The organism is Nocardia sp. TBRC8007 (assembly GCF_056629435.1).
Window position 1 is genome coordinate 1 of sequence record NZ_JBWSOR010000187.1, and the last position, 357, is coordinate 357.

Annotated in this window: 1 protein-coding gene; it reads left to right on the forward strand. The window is 63.3% G+C overall.

Annotated elements, in window-relative coordinates; all coding sequences use genetic code 11:
• Nucleotides 1-55 precede the first annotated feature (55 nt).
• Nucleotides 56-357: AMP-binding protein (locus ACX4ZE_RS23225; protein WP_480275596.1), on the forward strand; the 302-nt coding region annotated here is incomplete at its 3' end.

Sequence of the window (357 nt, forward strand, 5' to 3'; positions counted from 1 at the left end):
TGTCTCTGTCCTGGAAATATTCCCGACCCTGTGCGGGGGCGGGACGGTGGAGGTGGTGCGGGATGTGCTGGTCCTCACCGAACAGGACGGCTGGTCCGGGGGCGTGATCAGCACGGTACCGTCGGCGTTCGCCGAAGTGCTCGACCACCCCGCCCTGCGCATCGCCGCCGACACCATCATCTTTATCGGTGAGCCGTTGACACCGCAGATCGTGGAACGGACCAGGGCCCTGCTACCAGGGGTACGCGTCATCAACGGCTACGGACCCACCGAGACAACGGTATTCACGACGAAGCTGGTACTGCCCGAGGAGGGTATGGATCCCACAGTTCCGATCGGCACTCCCTTAGGGAATAC